The sequence below is a fragment of the Myroides guanonis genome (assembly GCF_900114085.1).
Lineage (GTDB): Bacteria > Bacteroidota > Bacteroidia > Flavobacteriales > Flavobacteriaceae > Flavobacterium > Flavobacterium guanonis.
In genome coordinates, this window is the sequence record NZ_FORU01000001.1 from 412,881 (window position 1) to 429,698 (window position 16,818).

The following is a 16,818-nucleotide window of genomic DNA, read 5'->3' on the forward strand; positions in this document are numbered from 1 at the left end:
GTGTTGTTGGTTTAGTTTTATATATAATACGAACTGAGAATGTACTTCTGGGAAATAAAAACAAAGGTTTAGCTTGAAGCGTAATTATAGAAAATAGTGGTAATGAACTTAATCAGAATATAATCTTTGTATTCAAACATTTAAGTCAAGTTGATGATATGTAGAATTAGCCGGAGTTCAAAAGTTTATAAGATTATAAAATAATAGAATAGAGAAATGATAATTAAACCTGCTGACAATGCATAATTTAGTATTGGTTATAATAGATGATGAACCGAAAGTAGCGGAAGCACTAAAAGGTTTGATTACGAAAATACTTTTTCCAAATAAGGGAATAGAAGTTCATATAACCAATTCTGTAAAGCAGGGGGTGGATCTTATACAAAAACAACTACCAGATATTGTTTTTTTAGATATAAGAATGCCAGATGAAGTTGGATTTGAATTGTTTAATCAAGTAGATTTAAGGCATACTAAAGTTGTGTTTACAACAGCTTATGCGGAATATGCTATCGAGAGTATCAATAAATTCGGATGTTTAGGTTATTTACTTAAACCAATAGGATTAGATGATTTAAACACTGTTTTCAATCGTTATAAAGAAGAACAAAGCAGGAATAAAACACAATATTTGAAATTTATCGCAGATAATGGTAAACGAACATTATTAAACTTAGAAGAGGTACTTTTGTTTAAAGCGTCAAGTAACTATTGTGAAATCTATTTAAAAGACCGTAAATACATACTAGCTAAAACTTTAAAAGAGATTCTTGAAGGACAAGATAATCATATTATTCGCGTTCATCGATCCTATGGGGTTAATCTAAAATATATCTCTCATTATACAGGTAAGAGCTTATTATTCAAAGGAGTATGTAATAATCAGTTAGATGGATTTATATCTGAAATACCTATTGGAGAAACATACTTAGACACAATTAAGGAGTATTTTCTATGAGAATAGTCTCATTACTTTTTGTTTTATTAGTATGCATCCATCTTAATGCGCAAGAAAGGGCCACTAGAAGTTTTACTACTAAAAACGGATTATTGTCAAATGATGTTTCCGCACTTCACGTAGATACAAAAGGGAGACTATGGATTGGATCAAAAGCTGGGTTAGCTGTTCAAATTTCAAATGAATTTAGGCAAGACAGTATTTCCATACGCTATAAGTTTAATAATATAACTTCTATCACAGAAGATGCTGACACAAATTTATGGATAGCTAGTTATGGGCAGGGTGTTTTGTATAGAAACAAAAAAGAATCCAAATTATTTACCATATCGAATGGCTTAGTGTCTAATCGGGCGCGAAAGATTAAGATATTTAAGGACTGTGTATATGTAGCTACGAATAATGGAGTTTCAATAATTTCTTTATTGGACAAAACGATTAAGAATCCTAAATTTAAAAAGTCTGCTGACTATCCTTTTGAGGTAACCGATTTCTTTGAATATCAAGATAAGGTATATGCAACTACTATAAACAATGGTGTTTATGAAGTAACGATCTCAGAGTTAGTACAAGTATCCGATGTTAAACGTATTTTATCTGCATTTAAAACTCAAGACGCACTTTATTTAGGTACAGAAGAGAAATTATTACAATTCGATGTGTTAAAAGATAGTGTTTTAGGTAGTTATCTAATTCCATATGTTTGGGAAGGAACTATTGCAAGAGATGAAATACTTTCTGTAAGTTCTGGATTATATAGTAATGAGGGTGGGTTATATTCGTTAAAAGGGAATGAAAACAAATTAGTAGTTTCAAAAGAAGTACAAATTAGTTTTAATGATTTAAGCTCTCTAGTTTATGATGATGATAGAGATTTATTGTACTTGGGAACAAAAAGTAACGGACTGTTACAAGTTGAATGGAATTCCAAAATAAAGAAGTATAGAAATTTTGGAAAGGTCTATACTTCATTCGTACTACATGGAAAGAATTTTATAGTTAGTGAAAAGGGGTTGAGTATTTTAAAAGGAGAGGAACTGATAACTAGTGTACCTCTAGAAACTTTCAAAAAATTCCAAGTTAAAAAACAAAGTCTGTTTAAAGATATTCCAACCAGATCTAATCATTTTTATGAAATAGAATATACCACAGAAGCATCAAAAATTGTTTTCTATAAAGCAGTTGTAGAAAAGAATAAAATCTGGTTAGCTTCGAATGTTGGAATCTTTAAAATGGAATCAGAAGGGGAATTAGAATCCTATTTTCCAATCCATACATACCAATTTACGTTCTTTCAAGGGAAACTGATAGAAACAAACCCTTATGGCGGTGTTCGTATTTATGATGATATTGAACGCATGAAATATCGTTATTTTTCGGAAACCTCTAGCGTTGACATTCCTCGAGATGTTGTGTCTATAGATCAAGATGCAGAATCGGTATATTTTGCAAGTGCTTTAGATGGGCTTTATCAATACAAGAATGGGAACTTTAAATCATTTTTAAGTTCAGGTGATTTCAACGAAGCTAAACTTCAAAAAGTGGTGATTGCCAATTCAAGTACAGTTTTGGTGGCCACTGATTTTAATGATATCTATCGACTGACTTTTAGTGAATCAAAAGCAAATGTAGACTTAGCTATTCCACACAAAAAAATAAAGGGTACAAGTATAGATTTTTTCAAGATATATGAAGGCAAACTCTATGTCGCTACTAATTGGGGAGTGAACGTTTTTGGAGAACAAGAATACTATTTTATAAATCAAGAACAGGGGTTGGATTACTCAGTGATTCACGATGGTTCATTTCATTCAAATGAGTTGTATTTAAGTGCTTTGGAAGGGTTTTTTAAAATAGATTTAAGCATTTTTGAAAAGAAGGAAATGAAGTTAAAACCTTTTGTTTATGGCTTCAAAGTAAATACTATACCTTGGGAAACAGAAGAAGTACTTAAAGTCTTTTCAAAACCAACATTGCCAATAGAACTGAGCTACAGCGAGAATAATCTACAATTGTATTTCGATGTTTTACGTGTTAAGTATCCAAATAAATTAGAATATTATTATCGATTAAAATCTGATGAAGCTTGGATAAATTTACCAGAAACAGGACGCCTAGATCTTCAGTATTTACAACCAGGGAATTATTCAGTGGAGTTGAAAATAGTTGATTTATACGCTTCTCAAAACAACACTTATTTAATGGCTACGCTCATTGTCAAACCACCTTTCTATATGAGCATACCTTTTATAATAGGGATGGTAATTATGTTGTTTTTTATCATTTTTACTATTTTCAAACGACGTATTCATCTTTTAAAGATTAGACAACAACGCGATAGAGAATTTGAGCAGTTAAAGATGAAGGAGGAAAGAAAGCAATTGATTTTTGACCGTCGTTATGCTGAAATGCGCCTCCAAGCTTTGCAAAGCCAGATGGATTCTCATTTTATTTTTAATATACTCACCAGCTTGCAATACCACATCATGGGAGATCACAAGAAAGAGGCTTTAAACCACTTAGACCGATTTGCGAAATTCATTCGTTTTACATTAGAGTTTAGCTCAAAAAAAGCAGTTAGTCTTCAAGAAGAATTAACCTATTTGGAACGTTATGTAGCTATTGAAAAACTTCGTTCAGACCGTGATATTTTGTTCATTATAGAAAACAAAGATGAAATCTGTCTAGATTTTACAAGCATTACCCCAATGCTGCTACAACCCTTTGTAGAGAACAGTATACTATATGCTTTTCCTCCAAGAATCACACAACCCAAAATTCAAATTCAAATCTATCAACTTTCCGATTGTATTGAGGTGGTGATTCGAGATAATGGTGTTGGAATAGACAACACCAAAGAACGCGTGAATTGGCATAAACCAAAGGGAATAGATTTGGTGAAAGAACGCATTTCTATAATTCAGAATAATTTGAATAGAGAAATAGAAGTCAACAGTTCTAATGTGGGTACATCTGTACATATTTACTTAAGCACCACAATTTCGTAAAGCTTTTTTTCGAGTGACTGCTTTTGGCAGTCGCACCTTTTACTTTTGTTTTCAGAATCAATAATGATACTTGTTTTAACGAAAATTAACTCTTCGCTCAACCAAAAGCGGGGTTTAGATAATTTTCTTAGTTAAAGACAACAGCTGTCAGGATATTCGTAACACAAAAAGAAAAAGAATGGCACGATACCAAGCAACAATTAGCAAAACCCACAATACAGGTACCTTTTTAATTGAAAAAGGTATGCAAGTAGACTTTGTTTCATTTACACCACCATGGAGTGTAGAAGGAGGAAAACCCATCAATGATGCTTTTCTAAGAGTATATGGAATAGATCTTAAGGCTGGATATGTATTATCACCTGGTTTTGTTGATGTAATGGAGCTTTAGGCGCTAAGTATTATGAAGTTAAAGATCATTTATTTATCGCTAAACTACATTAAGGATTTTCCATATGTAAATATGGAGCGACTTCTAGAATTTTTAGAACGACACGATATACAGCGCAGTGATCGCAGTGTCTATCGCATGTTTAAAAACCTGAAAGAAGAATATGGCATAGAGGTAATTTGGGATGCAACTAAGGGTGGATATTATCTGCCGGAAGAGGAAGAAACTACAATATTAAAATTTTTAAAACTAGTAGAACATTTTGTAACAGCAGATTTGTTTACAACAAATTTCTCAGACAATACAAAATTATTGGAAGTAGTAGAATATGAACACCACAGGGAATTTGTTCAACTAGAAGTTTTTAAAGAACTACTCTCCGCTATACAACATCGTTTTGAAGTACGTTTTTCGCATTACAGTTATTATCATTTGCGACAAAAAGAGTATTGCGTAAAGCCATTATATTTTAAGCAATACCAGAACCGTTGGTATTTAATAGCCGACGTTCAAGGAGTTTTTAAAAGTTTTGGTTTGGATAGGATTAGTGAAATACAGACCACGCAAGTAGTGTTTCAACCACGATTAGAAGAAGCTAAAGAATTGTATGCGGGTATTGTTGGACTTAATTATAGTGATTCTGAACGACAACGGATTGTATTGGAGTTCGACATCAGTCAGAAACCCTATATAGAATCGTTGCCGATGCATCATACCCAAAAAGAAATAAAAACAGGTAATGCCAATACGTATACCATAGAGCTTTTCATTGCTCCAAACTTTGAGTTTCAACAACAGGTTCAGAAATATGGAAATTTAGTGAGAGTGGTGGAGGGTGAAGTGATAATAAATAATTAAAATAGTAAAATGAAGAGTAAAAGAATAAATGAATTTTTAATCTGTATTACATTATTATGTTTTCAACAAATAATTTATTCTCAGGTAAGTAAGCCTGAAAAAAGAATTTATTTAATAGATGTTACTGCATCCATGGAAGGTAAAGGAATCGTAAATACTCCCGATATTTTTAATGAAGTAAAAGAAAATTTACAAAAGACAGTTGAATTAATTCAAGATAAATCGACTGAGGTAGTGTTTATTCCGTTTACTAGTAAACCTCATACTAGGAAGAGCTTTACAATTGAAAGATTAAACGAAATAAAGGAATATATCTCTAAATTAAAAGTTGAAAAAGGAGACACCAATATAGTTGATGCTTGGAGAGAAGGTGTTGAAGAAATTGATCCTTCTAAAGTAAATTACTTGTTTTTATTGACGGATGGATTACATAACACTGGGCCTGAAAAAGAACAGTTGTTTGAATACTTTAAAAATTGGTCAGACTTTAGTTTTAATAAATATTATTTTGCTTTTTATGTAATGCTTACTCCATATGCGAAAGAGTTAGATATAGCTACTGAGATTGATAAATCAAACCAACTTTGGATGATTGAATCAATGGATGTTAATGTTTCCTTCATTAGTGCAGGTTTTAAATTAAGAACAAATATTACGAATAGTAAAAACGTTAAAATAAGTTTCAGAAGTAATAATTTGAAAGTGTTTAGTTCTGATTTGGATGTTAAATTTCGTTTGGAAGATAATCCATATTATAGAATTAAGAGCTATAAGAATAACTTGAAAAACGAGCAGTCTGTTCTTGTAGAATTAGAGGAATTAATGCCGTTGCTTAATACGCCTATTGAAACCGATATAATTTTGAGTATAGAATTCGATAAAGCAAAGCATCCATTGTTGTTTTTTACACCAGAAAAAGTAGGAATTGAAGTTGTCAATAAAGGAGTAAGAACTATGTATTTCAAAGAAAAGTAAGATGAGAAGACTTGTATTTTTAACTGTAATTTTAATTTTATCTATCTCATGCTCAAATAAGACGGATGATGGTGTAAAGTTGGTTAATGTTGATTTTGGAAAAGGACAATATGAAGAGCCATTTGTCTTTCTAAGCTCTAAGCCCAGAATACTGGTAAAATCACTTGAGTATACACCGAATTTTTTCTTGTCGGATACTATCGTTTTAGAAAAGACATTCTCTATTGGTTTCAACGAAGAGAGTATAAGGTCTAAATCTACAGCATTTGTTCAACTTGTAGATTCAACCGGTTTTTCTCCAAAAGGTATTTCTGTTTATTTTAATGATTCGTTATCTAGTAATGGATGGTATGAGATAAAGCCAAGTTTACAAGAACAAGATTTGAAAATTAAGCTCAAACTAGATCCAGATAGAGGAGAACATATTTTTTATGGAAATGTAATAATCAAAGCAGATGAACTAGATTTAATAAATGAACTAAATGTTCAAGAAGAGAATATTGTAATTGGAGAATGGAAGGTAAAACAAGAGATCAGTTGGCCAATTTTACTTTGGATTATATGGTTTATTATTGTGTCTTTTATTTTAGTTTTTTTAGGAATATTAATAAAATTTATTTTCGAAATTTTTATTTGGTTAGGAAGTGTTTTAAACACTAGCATAGCATCATCCTCAGAATTAAAAGTTGTTCCTAATGCTGATCGACCATATAAAAGAGTTGAAATTGATGCAGTTTTTAAAAAAACAAAAACAAAACTTCATGCAGAAGCGGTAATTCGTGGGAAGGGAGAAGCGTTGTTTCAAGATTGTTATACCGGAAAAGTTCTCAGAGGTGGAGATTTGTATGATTACGAACACATTCGTTCTTCAGAAGAGATTTATATGAAGTATAGGGATATATTAACCAATGAAGAGATTGCTGAAGTTGTAAACTGTGAGGAGAATGTAAAAGTAACATTAAGAAGTATAAATCAATCTAAAGGCAAAAGACGTTTTGAAGAGTGGGCATCACAATCAATAATCATGAAACACAATATATGCATTAAAACTTCAAAAGAGAATACTAAAATTGCAGATATTGGTATCAAAAAAGCAATTAAGAATTTAAATAGATAGTATTTAAAAGTGAGTAGTTGATTTTTAATAGAATATGTTTACTATAAAATTCAAGATTGTACATTTCAAAAAAACATCTAAAATGCACAATCCAAACCGTCCGTATCATCGGGCAGAAATAGATATAGAATTTAATAAAGTAAAAGCAGCGTTGCATTCTGAAGCGGTAATCCGCGGGGAGGGTGTAGCGTTGTTTCAAGATTGTTATACTGGAAAAACTCTCAGAGGCGGAGATTTGTATGATTATGAACACATTCGTTCTTCAGAAGAGGTTTTTATGAAGTATAGGGATATACTAACCAATGAAGAGATTGCCAAAGTAGTTAATTGTGTTGATAATGTGAAAGTAACACTGAGGAGCATAAATCAATCTAAAGGCAAACGACGTTTTGAGGAGTGGGCAAAACTAACAACGGTAGTTAATCATGACTTATGTATGAAAACAGCGTTGAAAAATGTAGAAAGAGCTGATAAGGGAATTGAAAGAGCTATCAAAAACTTGGTGAAACGAGTTGAGATTTAGCATATATCACTTTGACTACTTTCTTCTAATCTAAGTTGTTGGAAAGATAGTATTGAATGTAAAATTGGTTTTATGGGTTTCCACTGATTAAAAATAGGAGGTAAGAGAAGTGTTCACGCTTCGCTCTTTTCAGTCTCCTTTATAACCATGACACTTCCTAGTGTTTAGGAACAATGTGGGTTTTACTTTTTACTCGTTTTTATAAATTAGAATTTTTCTTGTCAATAATAATTTTGTTTGTTATTAAAACAGCAATAGCTACGACAATATTTACATAGAGTAATTTTTCTTTTACATTTTCTGCGACTTCAAAAAAATTTAAATCAATCAGTACTGTGAATAGAATATAAAGAAACATTGGAAAACTCATATAATAATATTTTTTATTAAATTTTTTACTAAAAAACAATATTAAAACCATAATAAGAGAAGAAAATGTAAGCATTATTTATATGTTAAAGATAAGTTATACTTGCTAAGATAGTACTTAAAGATAGCTTAGCTAATAAAAGAGTGTTCTTAACAGCCTGTATTAACTTAATTACTAAATCTATTATAATATCATTCTAAAAGCAGTATAGTACTCAATGTCGTCATAGAAATTAGACTTCATATTTTATAGAAATTCCCGAATAAGATATTGTTCTGGATTATTCCTTAGAGCTGTTACCGTCTTCTTTTTTCTCTTTTCCTCCAAAACCACCAACCTCCCAAATCTTCTAATTTGTCGATCCATAAATCAAGTAAATGGTTAAATCACAAAATAAAATTTCGGATAATTCCCCTTCTTTTAAAACCTCTAATATCTCCTTACATAAAAGAGGTTGATTTCTTTATGAAACGCTCTTAAAAAGGCTGTTGATGGTCTTTATGCTTATGTTTATACTTCTAACAGTACTTGTTTCTTTAAATGGACATAGATACAAAATCCACAAGACTAGGAATGAGTGAACTAATTTTACTGGATTTAATTTACCAAATTCTTTCTATTGCAAAACTAGTGGGAAATACAAAGTCCGGTTTGTATTGTGATTATTTTGATATCATATGATATCAAATGATTTAAAATATTTTGTAACAAACTGTATATCAGTATTTATAAATATCAAAAAAGTGCTTTGTTCGGGAACTCTTCGGGGATTTCTTGTGTTTACTTGGGCTAGAGGCCCATTTACTGAACAAGACCCGAACATGACTCGAAGGAAACCCATATAAAACCCGATAATTTGTGATTATTATCATCTATTTTTACTTCATCAGTTCACTATGATCGTGTCTCTTTTCTCTTTTCTCTTTTCAGTCTCCTTCACCTAACATCTGTCTCCTAATTGCTCATCACTCATCACTATTTACTTTTCACGCATTTCGCATTACTTCTCACGTTTTTCGTTTCTCGCTTCACGTAATTCAAATCACAAAAATCAAAATTCAGACAGGACCGCACGGCCATTTTTAGTCCTGTGGACTGAAAATAGTAAGGTGCCAGTAGGTGCGATGGTCGAAGTAAATCTGCGATAGCAGGTATTAAATGATTGAGTACCATTGTAAAAGTGTGATGTATTACTATTTAATAGAATAAAAACAACTATATTTGTGTACACAATCATGTACACAAATATAAAATATAGAAATTATGGCAGTATTAGAAATAACAGCAAGAGACTTTAGAAATAAATTAAAGGACTGTTTTAACCTTGTTGATAAGGGGCAAAGAGTAGTGATTAAGCGAGGAAGTGAAAAATCGTATCTCTTAGTGCCTATTGATGTAGAAGATGTCGTATTAAGCTCTGAAATGGAACTAAAATTAGAAAGGTCGATAGAGCAAATCAAAGAGGGAAAATCTACAACAGTGAAGAGTGTTGATGAACTAAATAAATTTCTTGAATCTTTATGAGTAAATTTGTCATGATATTTTCTGACGAAGCTAAAAATGATATGGCTAAATTAAAGAAGTCAGAACCCCAAGCCTTTAAAAAATTACAAAAATTATTAATAGAGCTTACACTACATCCTTACACAGGTACAGGAAAAGTAAAGCTTTTAAGGCATCGTAACGGCGAGCAGCTTGTAAGAAAAATAACAGATAAACACAGACTTATTTATACTATACTAGATGATATGTTAATAGTTAATGTACTTAACGCTTACGGACATTATCTAGATAAATAAAAAAGCAACTAACTACTGACCGTAGAGAAGAAGTTATAGTGCCTCTTTATGATTAGAGACTGCCCCTTTGTTTTTAACCAAATCTTTGATTTTGTTTCGTCTTAGTAAAACTGTACAGCTGTTCTATGACTCCGATTTTACATTAATAGATTACTTTAAGGTTGATGAATTTTTTTCGAATCATTTGCAGATCTTTATCGTACTCTATATGATTTGTGGTGTTTGACTTTAAGGCACGAATATATGTTGCTTCTCTTTTTGTTATGTATATAAATTGAGGTTTATAGTCTACTCTAAATCCTAACACTATGCAGTTTTTCAAGTTTGGTGTTTCTTCTATATCAAATCCATTGATGAGCTGGTAATAGTTGTGTAATAGGTCTAATTTTAAATCAATTAACTCAACACTCGGATTAACCATGGTCTTGTCTTGATTTGTTTTGTATTTTAGATTTAAATCTAAATCTTCAATTCCTTTACTCGTCAATATTTTTTTTCTACATTTTTCTAATTTTATTAATTCTAGAGGAAATAGGTATAATGCTATATCTTCATTGGATAAGTTATCTAATGTAGGTTGTGTTTTTTGTAAAAAGAGGTGAAATGAATCTCCTAATTCATATAATGTATATGATTTAGAAGGATTTTCCTTGATGTAATTGAATGCAAAATGATTAAATAAATCTTCACCTAAAAAGTTTACTAATGAGGGGTAATCTATTTTTAAACAGGCTATTAAACGTTGGTAATATCCGCGACTGTATATGTTTATGCGCTCTAATTTATCTGATGTCGAACTACCTTTGATATGATTGTTAAAGTCAATGGAACTTTCTTCATTTTTGAAAAATATATTTGAAGTTGTTGCGTTTCCCGTCATCATCAAGTATTGAAAACAGAGTTGTGTTTTTTCTAAGTTTAATTTCTTCATTTAATTTCTAAATATTCGCTAGTCACTGGATTTGAATTTATTCCGTTTAGAGTGTTGTAAATACTAGTATTTGGTATTTTACCATTAATTACTTCTTTTGCTAAATTTATTTCTCTAACTAAATCTGGATAATCTGGAATGTTAGCGTCCCACTCTAACAAGGTACTCACTCCTCCTGTTAATTGGTGTACAATTTGGTATAATTCCCATACTTTAGTAGGCACAGGTTGGTCGTGAGTGTCAACAAGTAAATTGTTGTAATTTGTGGGTCCTGCTAAATGCACTTGTTTTATGGCATGGTGTGGTAAATTATATATATATTCTTTAGGGTCAAAGTTGTGATTGGTTGCAGAGACAAAAACATTATTAACATCAAGTAGCAATTCACAATTGGTGTTGTTGCATAATTGTGTTAAGAAGTCATTTTCCTTAATGTCTGAAGCTACAAACTCGACATAAGTTGATGGGTTTTCTATTACTAGTGGTCTTTTTATATAATCTTGTATTTTTAAAACGCGCTCAGTAACGTGTTTTAGTGATTCTTTATTTAAAGGTAAGGGCAATAAATCATGTGTATTAATAGTAGCTAAACCTGTCCAACACAAATGGTCTGAAATCCATTCTGGCTGAACAAATTCCGCTAATTCAAGTAGCTTGTCTAAATAGTGATAATTTATAGGATCTGTACTACCAATCGACATTGAGACACCGTGCATTACAAAAGGGGTGTCTTTACGCAAATGTTCAATTACTTTTCTTCCATATCCAAAATCATCCATATAGTTTTCACTAATGATTTCGAAAAAATCGACTTCACAAGCATTTTGCATTAGGTAGGGGTAATGTTGTGTTCGGAGACCGACTCCTAAATTGAATTTTTCTAAAGTTTTCATGTGTGATTTTTTAATAGGCAAGGCCTTTTGAGCCTTGCCTTAAAATAGATTAAGTTGATGGAGGAAAGATTAAACGAATAATATTCGTTTTAGGTTTTTCTGGTTTTTCACTAAATTTTTGTTTGTATCTATCTGCATAAACTTTCCATGCCACATCATACACTAACTCTCCTTTTTCAAAGTTTATAATTTCTTCATCTCCTGTCATTTCATTTTTATATTTCATCTGTTTCAAATCACCATCAGGTTTAGGAAACATCTGTAAGGCCGAAATAGGTACGGCACAACCACCCGTGGTAGCACAATTGTTTGAACCTGGAACAGATACAAATTTTATTTCTTGATTTTTTGAAGGATTTGTAGGTGAACCACAATTAGAGCCTCCTTCATAAGCTTGAACAAAACCACAACCTCCTTCAGATCTACATGTGTTTGTGCCTTTGCAAGAATGATAAATTGCTGGTGCTGCACAACCTAAATCACCATACTTTACCCACGGATCATTTTCATCTTTTTCGCTTTTATCTTTTTTAGGCATATATAAACCTTGACAAGAATGATAGTCTCTTAAATGATTTTTTACTTTAGAATCAGGTTTAATTTGTAAGTCGGGTGTTTTTCCTAGTAACGCCCAACAAATCGACATCCTGTCCCCAGAACCAACCATAGCTGGTGATGGAAATTGTCCAGTTTGAATAGTCCAATATTCTTCCATTCCCATTAATAAACCTTTAAGTGTACCTGTGGTGGCTTTTGATAATAGTTCGTGCCAAGGTATTTTTTTATGGTCTATTGCTATATCTTGGGTCACCATATTCATTGCGTCAGCGATTTCCTCTGCAGGAGGTAATTGCGGATAATTTATGCGGTTTTTAATGTAATCCTTTTGATTGGTAATGAGATTGCTTTCTCCCCAAATGAGATTGTTATTGGCATGGTATAGATCCCAAGTCATGTAGTTTGGTTTGGCAATCAATTTTTCAACCGCTTCAAAGATTTCGTGGTGATCCATTTTTCCGTTAGCACCACCTCGAGCTGCTTCACTTGCCGATTTTATTGGATTTCCAACATCGTCGAAAGACTTATGGTTTTCTTTTAATGCCGCATCATCAACTCTGTTTTCTGGTTGTACAGCTAGTAAACTGTTGTCAGCTTTCAGGATATTCATAGCCGCAAGTGTTGCTTTTACCTCATTTAGTTTTTTGATTTTTGTTTTTACGGCGATTACACATGATGGAGTAGTACAGTTGAATAAGTCTTTATTGAGTTCGATTTCATACTTCTCTATGGCATTTTTAGAATCAAACTTTATTTCGGTTAGTAAAAAAACAATTGTGTCTCTAACTGCCTCGTCTTTATGGGGAATCAAACTAGTAATAAGATTGAAAATTAATTCGTAAAGTGGTAAACCTTCTCCTTGATCAAGTATTCCATTTATCATTCTAAGAATTTCCCCGAATTTGATATTTTCCGAAGTTATATCTGATAGATTTGTTCGCAGACCTTCATATTCTGATTTTTTATTGTTGTTTCCCATTTTGTTGAAATGGTCTCTTTGGATTGAATTGTCAAAAAATCCTTTAGAATACATATGTTGTCCGTCTTCATATTTTATCAATAAATAAGTAATAATTGAAGTATATAATCCGGAAATAGATCCAAACATCAAGTTTGGTTTTTCTGCTATTTTTTCTTCAAATGGCAGCTTATTGTCGTACTTGTATTTCTTATCATCACGAATCTCTTCTTGTAGATCATGTTCAGATGATTCAATAGCTAAGAATAGCTTGATTTGTTCGGCATTTAAAGCTTCTAGGTTCACCTTGACATCTTTGTAAATGGAACTGTCTTTTAGGTCGTTAAAATCAATAATACCTGGGATTTCGGTTTTGTTTTTAGCGTAACATTTCCAACCAAAATCTGAATCTACGAGTTTGTTATTTGTGAATTTCGGCTTGTTTCCATACGCATTGTTTAAATTAGCAGCGATTTGTAAATGCAACATTTCTTCAATGAATACTTTGAAAACTTTATTGAAAGCATCTTGATTTGTAGGGTGCTCGTTTTCTGAGTAATATTTGGGCCCCATACCCGGCCATTGTCTACCTTGATAGAAATTATTGCCTGTGTTTATTTGGTGAAATCCTTGAATAGAATACATTCCAGACATGTATAATGGAATGGTGAACAATTCAACTTCAAGAGCCATTTGAAATAAACGTTGTAGGTTTTCCTGATCGAGTTCAAAATACTTATTTGGCCTCTTTGATAAACTCGAGAGGTCTAACATCAGGTTGTTATTTAACTGTATTGTTGTCATGATTTGTTAGATTTGGTTATTTTGAGTTGTGATATGGACATTTTGAACTCTCATTTGCTTCGGGTTTACAATATTCATCCATCTTTTTCTTGAAAATTTCTTTTTCTGGATTTATAAATTGTTCTTCAACAAGTGCTCTAGATTTTTCATTTAAGTCGGCATATTTTCTTAAAGTGTTCACTTGAATATGCGGCCAACTAGTTAATCCGCCATTATCACCGAAACCAAATTCAAAAAATATAATTTGTTCGTATTGCAATTGAAGAAATGTTTTTCCGTTTTCGGTAACTTCTTCAATCCACATATTCATATTCATTTCTACTGTTGGAACAAATCGATTCACGAACGGGATATTTAAAATACCACCTTGTGCTCCGGTTTTGTTTTTTGAGGACAATGAGAAATGCATATAACGATTAATATCTTGTTCCTTTATTGCGTCTCGTAATCTAAAATCAGGACGAACAGAGTATGGGTAAAGCTTATCTAAAAACATTCTTTGGGTATATACTAAGTTTTCGCCATTGTCGTTGTCTGAGTTAAGATCTATAATTGATGTAAATGGCAATGGAGGGTTGTCTAAATCGAAAGGTCTTTTTAAATCGGAAGTATTTGGTAAATTATTATTGTTGCCGTTTTTTCCGCTTCCCATCGTTCTAGAAATAGCTAAATGGTCGTAATCCCATTGACTGTTAATTCTCTCTTCTTCTAAAATTTTTTTAAGTTTAGCAATAAGCGTTTCTTTTTCTATATTGGTATCTGTAAAATGCTCATTTGTAGCTGATAATATTTTGGAAATCTCAGAAATTTCAGTAGCTGAAGCTGTCTCAATTAATTTTGTGATGTTCTCTGAATTTAATTTTCCCTGATTGTTTAAGATTGTATTAATCTTATCAGTCAAGGCACTTGTCTTTATAAAATCGGGTTTTCCATTAAGTACAATAGATCCACCTTTGTTACTCACATTTCCCAATAAAGTGATTGTGCTTCCATGAGGAATTACACCACTTCTAGAGATGCTATAATCTGGAATAAAGAAAGGTCCATCTATACCTTCTCTTACTTTTAATTCTTTTGGAGGTACAATACTTACAACGTTTTGAGTGCCTATATTATTTTCTGTCACATATTGAGGGGTTTCAATTGTACCAATATTAAAAAATGGCACATCCAGGTATGGATGTTTATTTAATAATGTTTTGAATTTTAATAATTCTGTACCACTGGGTGTTGTAGGATATAGATTATTAATTAATACTTCAAGTCCTGAAAGAGTATTCCAATTGTGAATTCCTCTATCTGTTTTGATTGAATCTTCGGTAGCGGGGTTGTTTATCACGTCACTCATCCACAAATACATACCGTTTTCTTCATGAATACCTGGGAATAGTCCTGCGTTGTTTTTAGGTTTAGAAACACTTTTAATACTCTGCTCGTATTTCATCGCACCACAGAATTGTTCTGTGGCACCTCCGCGGTTACGCACTCCGCCAGAAACTGATTCAAAGTGTAGTTTTTCTAAATATTCTTCACAATCGAATGCAAATTTTCCAGGTATTTTATTTTGGTCTGTTCCTGGTGAAGGCATTATTGTAGTATGAATACCAGACGATTCTCTTTTAGGGTTTTCATTGTAACTATACCATGTTCCTTCTAATAATTTTAGGATACCGTGATCTGCTACTGCTTCTTTCCTTTCTAAAGTATTTTTATCAAGAATACGCATTGGATCATCTATAGATACTGTTTCGTATTTTCCTAGAAACTCGTCTAAAGGTTTGGAAGCGTTATCTGTTAAATTTGTTTTAATCTCGTGCTCTGATTTTAGAGCAGTAAGGGAAGTGTTAATCTTTCTTAGCATTTTTGGTTATGAAGTTTTTCCTACTCGTATGGCTTTTCGGATGACGCCCCGTTTATTTAGTAATCTCTGGACTTTACTTTTGGTAAAAATGCATGCATGCTTCACAAATATATTGTTAATTATTATTAAACGCAATATGCGAATGTATAATTTAATTCAATAAAGTTAAGTTTTAAACATATTTTATTTGTATAATGTATCATTATTGTTTAAAAATGACAATAATCTATTTATTTTTATGTTTCATTGCTATTGCTCTATCCCCTGTATTCTTAATGCTTTTCAATAAGAATAGGTGTTTAAAAATATAGTTGATTTGAATATTTTTTAGATAAGTTATAGGGAAGGGGGGGCATTGTTTAATACCGATTTTGATTTGAATGTTACAAAAGTCAAAATGGGTTGAAAGCGATCATTCTAAACGTATTTAAAATGGGCTTTGAAAATCATTGCAGTTTTGCCATAGGATGAAAGTGCATGGTAGGAATTAGGTGCCTTTCGCATCACTGTCCCCTCATTTCTGTCCCCTAGTTTCTGTCCCCATATTCAGTCTCCATATTTAGTCTCCAGTCTCCTAATTCCAGTCTCCTAATTCCAGTCTCCTGTTTCCAAATCACTGTCTCCAAGTTTCTGTCCCCTAATTCCAGTCTCCAGTCCCCAAGTCTCTGTCTCCAATTGAAAAGTGACATAATCTCCCTCCAATCCTCTCAATTCCACAATACACCAAGCCTTGCAAGTTCCTGTTTCAAACACCATTTGTGACATAATTATTTCTATTCATTTTGTTGTGATTTATGTTGATTAAATATATTTA

Annotated in this window: 15 protein-coding genes; 9 read left to right on the plus strand and 6 right to left on the minus strand. The window is 32.1% G+C overall.

From position 1 onward, the window contains the following. The first annotated feature begins 238 nt into the window (after positions 1-238). The 7 genes from BM024_RS01820 (at position 239) to BM024_RS01850 (ending at position 7,830) form a co-directional block, all read left to right on the plus strand. The gene (locus BM024_RS01820; RefSeq protein WP_090677734.1) at positions 239-958 is read left to right on the plus strand and encodes a LytR/AlgR family response regulator transcription factor; all 720 of its coding nucleotides are present in this window, start codon (positions 239-241) and stop codon (positions 956-958) included. Next, the gene (locus tag BM024_RS01825; RefSeq protein WP_090677735.1) at positions 955-3,966 is read left to right on the plus strand and encodes a sensor histidine kinase; all 3,012 of its coding nucleotides are present in this window, start codon (positions 955-957) and stop codon (positions 3,964-3,966) included. Before BM024_RS01820 ends, BM024_RS01825 begins: the two co-directional genes overlap by 4 nt. 178 nt (positions 3,967-4,144) lie before the next feature. Continuing rightward, positions 4,145-4,357 (plus strand): DUF6140 family protein, encoded by a 213-nt coding sequence (locus tag BM024_RS01830; protein WP_090677736.1) that lies wholly within the window; start codon positions 4,145-4,147, stop codon positions 4,355-4,357. A 12-nt stretch (positions 4,358-4,369) separates the two neighbouring features. Continuing rightward, on the plus strand, positions 4,370-5,215 hold the full coding sequence (locus tag BM024_RS01835) for a helix-turn-helix transcriptional regulator (RefSeq protein WP_090677737.1): 846 nt from the start codon (positions 4,370-4,372) through the stop codon (positions 5,213-5,215). A 9-nt stretch (positions 5,216-5,224) separates the two neighbouring features. After that, a complete protein-coding gene (locus BM024_RS01840; protein ID WP_143077701.1) occupies positions 5,225-6,190 on the plus strand; it encodes a vWA domain-containing protein in 966 nt (321 codons plus the stop codon). A gap of 1 nt (position 6,191) precedes the next feature. Further along, on the plus strand, positions 6,192-7,307 hold the full coding sequence (locus BM024_RS13785) for a hypothetical protein (RefSeq protein ID WP_218148698.1): 1,116 nt from the start codon (positions 6,192-6,194) through the stop codon (positions 7,305-7,307). Positions 7,308-7,389: 82 nt separating this feature from the next. After that, positions 7,390-7,830: a hypothetical protein gene (locus BM024_RS01850; RefSeq protein ID WP_090677785.1), complete on the plus strand. Its 441-nt coding sequence runs from the start codon at positions 7,390-7,392 to the stop codon at positions 7,828-7,830. A 199-nt stretch (positions 7,831-8,029) separates the two neighbouring features. On the opposite strand, the gene BM024_RS13690 is transcribed toward BM024_RS01850, so the two are convergent. Then, positions 8,030-8,200, minus strand: coding sequence for a hypothetical protein (locus tag BM024_RS13690; protein WP_177190141.1), 171 nt, complete (start codon positions 8,198-8,200; stop codon positions 8,030-8,032). 1,263 nt (positions 8,201-9,463) lie between these two features. Here BM024_RS13690 and BM024_RS01860 point away from each other — a divergent pair. Both BM024_RS01860 and BM024_RS01865 read left to right on the plus strand, forming a co-directional pair. Further along, positions 9,464-9,724: a hypothetical protein gene (locus BM024_RS01860; protein WP_090677740.1), complete on the plus strand. Its 261-nt coding sequence runs from the start codon at positions 9,464-9,466 to the stop codon at positions 9,722-9,724. Beyond that, the gene (locus BM024_RS01865; protein ID WP_090677741.1) at positions 9,721-9,999 is read left to right on the plus strand and encodes a Txe/YoeB family addiction module toxin; all 279 of its coding nucleotides are present in this window, start codon (positions 9,721-9,723) and stop codon (positions 9,997-9,999) included. Before BM024_RS01860 ends, BM024_RS01865 begins: the two co-directional genes overlap by 4 nt. A 142-nt stretch (positions 10,000-10,141) precedes the next feature. Here BM024_RS01865 and BM024_RS01870 read toward each other — a convergent pair whose 3' ends face one another. From BM024_RS01870 to BM024_RS13695, 5 genes are all read right to left on the minus strand, one after another. Further along, positions 10,142-10,930 carry an HvfC/BufC N-terminal domain-containing protein gene (locus tag BM024_RS01870; RefSeq protein WP_090677742.1) on the minus strand — a complete coding sequence of 263 codons (789 nt, stop codon included), beginning with the start codon at positions 10,928-10,930 and terminating at the stop codon, positions 10,142-10,144. Then, a complete protein-coding gene (gene bufB, locus BM024_RS01875) occupies positions 10,927-11,823 on the minus strand; it encodes an MNIO family bufferin maturase (RefSeq protein WP_090677743.1) in 897 nt (298 codons plus the stop codon). The genes BM024_RS01870 and bufB overlap by 4 nt, the downstream gene beginning before the upstream one ends. Positions 11,824-11,872: 49 nt before the next feature. Continuing rightward, entirely contained in the window at positions 11,873-14,143 is a 2,271-nt protein-coding gene (locus tag BM024_RS01880) for a ferritin-like domain-containing protein (RefSeq protein WP_090677744.1), read from the minus strand. A 16-nt stretch (positions 14,144-14,159) separates the two neighbouring features. Beyond that, on the minus strand, positions 14,160-16,004 hold the full coding sequence (locus BM024_RS01885) for a hypothetical protein (RefSeq protein WP_090677745.1): 1,845 nt from the start codon (positions 16,002-16,004) through the stop codon (positions 14,160-14,162). A gap of 588 nt (positions 16,005-16,592) precedes the next feature. Continuing rightward, positions 16,593-16,769 (minus strand): hypothetical protein, encoded by a 177-nt coding sequence (locus tag BM024_RS13695; RefSeq protein WP_177190142.1) that lies wholly within the window; start codon positions 16,767-16,769, stop codon positions 16,593-16,595. Positions 16,770-16,818 lie beyond the last annotated feature (49 nt).

Excerpts from the sequence above, each read along its gene's own strand:
- BM024_RS01820 (WP_090677734.1), top strand. The coding sequence starts at position 239 with ATGCATAATTTAGTATTGGTTATAATAGATGATGAACCGAAAGTAGCG.
- BM024_RS01825 (WP_090677735.1), top strand. The coding sequence starts at position 955 with ATGAGAATAGTCTCATTACTTTTTGTTTTATTAGTATGCATCCATCTT.
- BM024_RS01830 (WP_090677736.1), top strand. The coding sequence starts at position 4,145 with ATGGCACGATACCAAGCAACAATTAGCAAAACCCACAATACAGGTACC.
- BM024_RS01835 (WP_090677737.1), top strand. The coding sequence starts at position 4,370 with ATGAAGTTAAAGATCATTTATTTATCGCTAAACTACATTAAGGATTTT.
- BM024_RS01840 (WP_143077701.1), top strand. The coding sequence starts at position 5,225 with ATGAAGAGTAAAAGAATAAATGAATTTTTAATCTGTATTACATTATTA.
- BM024_RS13785 (WP_218148698.1), top strand. The coding sequence starts at position 6,192 with ATGAGAAGACTTGTATTTTTAACTGTAATTTTAATTTTATCTATCTCA.
- BM024_RS01850 (WP_090677785.1), top strand. The coding sequence starts at position 7,390 with ATGCACAATCCAAACCGTCCGTATCATCGGGCAGAAATAGATATAGAA.
- BM024_RS13690 (WP_177190141.1), bottom strand. The coding sequence starts at position 8,200 with ATGAGTTTTCCAATGTTTCTTTATATTCTATTCACAGTACTGATTGAT.
- BM024_RS01860 (WP_090677740.1), top strand. The coding sequence starts at position 9,464 with ATGGCAGTATTAGAAATAACAGCAAGAGACTTTAGAAATAAATTAAAG.
- BM024_RS01865 (WP_090677741.1), top strand. The coding sequence starts at position 9,721 with ATGAGTAAATTTGTCATGATATTTTCTGACGAAGCTAAAAATGATATG.
- BM024_RS01870 (WP_090677742.1), bottom strand. The coding sequence starts at position 10,930 with ATGAAGAAATTAAACTTAGAAAAAACACAACTCTGTTTTCAATACTTG.
- bufB (WP_090677743.1), bottom strand. The coding sequence starts at position 11,823 with ATGAAAACTTTAGAAAAATTCAATTTAGGAGTCGGTCTCCGAACACAA.
- BM024_RS01880 (WP_090677744.1), bottom strand. The coding sequence starts at position 14,143 with ATGACAACAATACAGTTAAATAACAACCTGATGTTAGACCTCTCGAGT.
- BM024_RS01885 (WP_090677745.1), bottom strand. The coding sequence starts at position 16,004 with ATGCTAAGAAAGATTAACACTTCCCTTACTGCTCTAAAATCAGAGCAC.
- BM024_RS13695 (WP_177190142.1), bottom strand. The coding sequence starts at position 16,769 with ATGTCACAAATGGTGTTTGAAACAGGAACTTGCAAGGCTTGGTGTATT.